This is a genomic window from Halorubrum tibetense, assembly GCF_042661865.1.
GTDB lineage: Archaea > Halobacteriota > Halobacteria > Halobacteriales > Haloferacaceae > Halorubrum > Halorubrum tibetense.
The window spans coordinates 1-4,587 of the sequence record NZ_JBHSWW010000200.1; the positions used below are offsets into that span (position 1 = coordinate 1).

The 4,587-nt window shown below is 67.6% G+C and carries 4 protein-coding genes and 1 pseudogene; 2 read left to right on the top strand and 3 right to left on the bottom strand.

All coding sequences use genetic code 11. The annotated features are described in order from the left end of the window. A pseudogene (locus ACFQEU_RS11730) lies at positions 1–202 on the top strand (hypothetical protein); the annotation flags it as partial. A gap of 3 nt (positions 203–205) precedes the next feature. After that, a complete protein-coding gene (locus ACFQEU_RS11735) occupies positions 206–1,879 on the top strand; it encodes an ABC1 kinase family protein (RefSeq protein WP_379782344.1) in 1,674 nt (557 codons plus the stop codon). A 48-nt stretch (positions 1,880–1,927) separates the two neighbouring features. Here the strand turns inward: ACFQEU_RS11735 and ACFQEU_RS11740 are convergent, their stop codons facing one another. From ACFQEU_RS11740 to ACFQEU_RS11750, 3 genes are all read right to left on the bottom strand, one after another. Continuing rightward, complete coding sequence (locus ACFQEU_RS11740; protein WP_379782346.1) at positions 1,928–3,079, bottom strand: site-2 protease family protein; 1,152 nt, start codon at positions 3,077–3,079, stop codon at positions 1,928–1,930. A gap of 155 nt (positions 3,080–3,234) precedes the next feature. Next, entirely contained in the window at positions 3,235–3,498 is a 264-nt protein-coding gene (locus ACFQEU_RS11745) for a DUF7123 family protein (protein ID WP_379782348.1), read from the bottom strand. A gap of 378 nt (positions 3,499–3,876) precedes the next feature. Continuing rightward, on the bottom strand, positions 3,877–4,587 hold a 711-nt coding region (locus ACFQEU_RS11750), incomplete at its 5' end, for a molybdopterin synthase (protein ID WP_379782350.1).

Here is a 4,587-nt window from a genome sequence, read left to right on the forward strand (position 1 = left end):
GGAGATGGACCGCGGCGTGCTCGAGGTCGTCCTCCCCAAGCGTGACGAGCGCGACGCGCCACGGATCCCCGTCGAGGGCGGCGAGGAGGAGGACGACGACGCCACGGACGGGAGCGACGCTGCGAACGGGGAGTCGGCCGACAGTGAGCCCGATGCCGACGGCGCGGACGACGAGTCGGCCGACGACGACCGCAGCACCTGACGGGTGGTGACGCTGGTCAACTTCCGTGCGTACTGGCGGTTTCTCGTGGTGATTCGGCGGTTTTCCCCGCTGATCGTTGCCTACTGGCGCGATCGAAAGCGGTTCCTGCTGTTCGGCGGGAGCCGCGACGTCGACCCGGCGACCCAGCGCGAGCGTGCCGACGTTCTCCTCGACATCCTGCTCACGCTCGGCCCGACGTTCATCAAGCTCGGCCAGCTCCTCTCGACCCGGCCGGACCTCCTTCCGCCGGCGTACATCGAGGTGCTGGAGGGGCTCCAAGACGACGTGCCGCCGGCTCCGTGGGAGGAGTCGAAGCAGGTGTTGGAGGCGGAGCTCGGCCCCGTCGACGAGGTGTTCGACGACTTCGACACCGAGTCGATAAGCGGCGCGAGCCTCGGTCAAGTGTACACCGCGACGTACGAGGGCGAGGACGTCGCGATCAAGGTCCGCCGTCCGGGGATCGAGGAGCTCGTCGAGGCGGACCTCAAGGCGATCCGGTGGTCGCTCCCGCTCGTCCGCCGGTTCATCGGCGGCGGGCGGGCGTTCTCGCTGGAGAACCTCTCCGACGAGTTCGCGAAGACCATCCGCGAGGAGATGGATTACCGGCGCGAGCGGGAGATGCTCGAGGAGATCAAGGGGAACTTCGCGGGGAACGACCGGATCCGCATCCCGAGGACGTACGAAGCGGTCTCGGGGCCGCGCGTGCTCACGATGGAGTACATCGGCGGGACGAAGATCAGTCGGATCGACGAGCTGGACGACGCCGGGCTCGACCGGAGCGCGATCGCGGAGACCCTCCAAGAGGTGTACCTGCAGATGATCATCGACGACGGCGTGTTCCACGCCGACCCGCATCCGGGAAACCTCGCCGTCGACGACGACGGCGCGGTGATCTTCTACGACTTCGGGATGTCGGGGCGGGTCGACCCGTTCGTCCAGGAGAAGATCGTCGAGTTCTACGTCGCGGTGGCGAGACAGGACACCGACGCGATCCTCGACACCCTGATCTCGATGGGGACGCTCTCGCCGGAGGTCGACCGCGACGTGATGGGGGAGGTAATGGAGCTCGCGATCGCGGACGCCCGCGGGGAAGATATCGAGCAGTACCGCGTCAACCAGATCATCGAACAGGTGGAGTCGACGATCTACGAGTTCCCCCTTCGCCTCCCGCGGAACCTCGCGTTGGTCCTCCGGGTCGCCACCGTCGTCGAAGGGGTGTGTGTCACCCTCGACCCCGAGTTCGACTTCATCTCGACGGCGACCGACTACCTCGAACGGGAGGGGTACTACGAGCGGACCGCCAAGGAGCTCGCCGAGAACGCCGGTCGGCAGGTCCAGCGCACGACGGAGGCGCTGTTCACCGTCCCGCCGAAGGCGGACGCGTTCCTCGACCGGGCGAACCGGGGCGACCTCCACGTCGAGGTGTCGCTCGACGACGACTCGCGGGTGCTCGACAAGCTCGCGGTGCGGATCGCCTACTCGGTGTTGCTGGCGGTCGGCGTGCTCTCGGCGACGATCCTCTACTCGTTCGCCGACGAGTGGCGGCTCGCCGTCGTCGTCCTCCTCCTCGCCTCGCCGCTGGCGATCGGCCTGTACCGGTCGTTCCGGAAGAAGCGGACGATCCCCGGCAACCCGCAGTTCACGAGACAGGGGATGAAAAAGCAGCGCGAGGACTGACCCTCACACGGTGACGGAAGGGGAGCGCACGTCGGGCGGAGAGGGAGCTCACGTCGACACGACCTGTATCGGGACGAGCAGGAAACACAGCGCGCCGACTGCGAACGTGAGGACGCCGACGAGGAAGCGCGGCCAGCCCAGGCGACGTTCGTCGTCCGGGTTCGCCGGGCCGTTGGCGGCGATCACCATCGCGAACACGCCCCAGAACGCCCACAGGCCGACCGACTCGTTCAGACCCAGCCCGCGCCAGTAGTAGAGGTACGCCGCGATGGCGAACAGGCCGGCGGGGACGAGCGCGGCGAGCGTCTCCTGTCGCGGGCCGGCCATCGCTCGGACCATGTGACCGCCGTCGAGCTGGCCCACCGGGAGGAGGTTCAACAGCGTGAAGAACATCCCGACCCACCCCCCGATGACAACGGGGTGCGTCGAGAGCGTCGGGTCGTCGTAAGTGGTTGGCTGTCCCAACAGGTCGGCGATGAGACTCAACAGGGGTGGGTTGTTGAACCGGATCATCGTCCCGGAGCCGTTGGCGAGCTCGGCCGGGACGCGGATCGGGTCGAGCGACAGGCCGATAGCGGTGACGGCGACGGTCGCGACGAGTCCGGCGATGGGCCCCGCAGCTCCGATGTCGAAGAGCACCTTACGGGAGGGCATCCGTCCCCGCATCCGGATCACGGCCCCGAGCGTCCCGAACGGGAAGACGAACGGGATCACGTACGGCAGCGACACGTCGACGCCGTGGTAGCGCCCGGCGACGTAGTGGCCGAGCTCGTGGACCATCAACACCCCAAGGACCGCGGCGGTGAACGGCCACGCCTGAAGCATCGCGAGCGGGTTCGCGCGGATCTCGGCGAGCGGGACGTAGTACCAGCCGTACGCGCCGACGAACAGCGTCGACAGCACCGTCGTGACGAACAGGACGACGTTCACCCACGGGACACCCTCACGACCGTGGTCGAACGGGGTGACGACGACGACGTGTCCCCCCTCGAGCGTTTCGAGATCGACATCGTAGCCCGCCTCCCGGAACGCAGGGGAGATCTTCCGCAGCAGGGTGCGTTCGGGGATGTACGACTCGCCGACGAACCGGACTCGACCGTCGTCTCGTCGGACCTCGTCGACCCGGAAGAACGTTCGGAGGGACTCCGGACGGGGGACGTCGTCGTCCGCCGACGCCGACCCGTCCTCGCGTGCTGGCATCGTTCCGGGTTAGCCGGCGGCGAGTATAAACCCCGCGTCGCCGGCCGAGAGGGGATCGGGAGTCGGGGCCGTCACCAAGGGGACTGCGGAAGAAGAACGTCGATCGAGGGTCGCAGCGAAAGCGCGTCGATCGGGGACCGTCCGATCCGGCGGGATCAGTTCGCGGGCTCGACTCGCCACGTCGTCGCGCCCGTGTACGACCACTTCTCGACGGTGAGCTCCGTCGCGGAATCCCGGAGCTTCACCATCAGTGCGCCGATCTCCTTCGGGGAGAGGTCGACGTCGTCGGAGATGAACTTCCCCTTGAAGTACATCTCGCCGTCCTGCGCGCGGTCGAGCAGGTACTGTTTCAGCCGCTCTTCCTTGCTCTGAGAGTCGTTCGCGCTGACGTCGGTGGAGGGGGTTGCAGTCGCGCTCATGGTACACTCACCGCTTGTGGACGGAGGGTGTTATAAAGCCGAGACCGTTGGACGGTGTTCGTGAGGATTCAAGCCCTTTCACCGCCGCCGCGACGAAAAAACGTGTCTGACGGACCGTTCAAAACGGTTTCAAAACCGCGTAGATCGTTTACAAAGTGATCTAAGGCCGCGATACTGATATATACGAAAGCAGAAACTAACGCCCGCCAGTACCCGCGATCGAGCCGGAAGGGCGGGACAAAACGGGGGGATCGAGTCGGGCGCGCGCCAGCCGCGTCACGCGTCGGAACCGGCTTACGGGTCGCGCGGGCCGCCCGTAGATCGTACCGCAGCGGCTTACGGGTCGCGCGGGCCGCCCGTAGATCGTACCGCAGCGGCTTACGGGTCCCGCCGGTGGAGCCAGAACTCCTCGCGTTCCGTCGTCTCCTTTTTAAATATCGGCACCTCGTCCTTGAGCCGATCGATCCCGTCCTCGACGGCGCGGAACGCCTCGGGTCGGTGGCCCGCGAGCACGACGACGAACACGATGTCTTCGCCCGCCTCGATCACGCCGGTACGGTGGTGCATCGCGACGTCGAGGACGCCGTCGCGATCGGTGAGTTCGTCGGCGATCCGGTCCATCCGGTCGCGGGCGACCCCCTCGTACTTCTCGAACGCGAGGTGGGTCGTACGGTTGTCGTCGGGGCTGTCTCGCGTACGGACGCGTCCGGTGAACGTCGCGATAGCGCCCGACCGCTCCGCGCGCGGCGACGCTTCGACCCGCCGGACGAGCGTCTCGCGGGTGATCCACGGCTCCGCCGCGTCAAGCGCGTCGACGACCGCGTCGAGGTCGACGTCGTCCGCGTTCGCCCCGGTCGCGATCACGTCACCGGGCGTGTCCGCGGCGTCGGCGTCGGGACCGAGGAGGACGGTCGGAAGTCGAAGGCGGTCGTACCCGACTGCGACGAGGTAGTCGTGGTCGGGCGCGAGCCCGTCGAGGAGGTCGTCGAAACCGTCGACCACGCCTCGCCCCTGCCAGACGCCGTCCCCGGAGAGCGAGAGGGCGGTGTCGGGGTCATCGGCCGTGGCGGGCGCGGCGGAGTGGTCGGC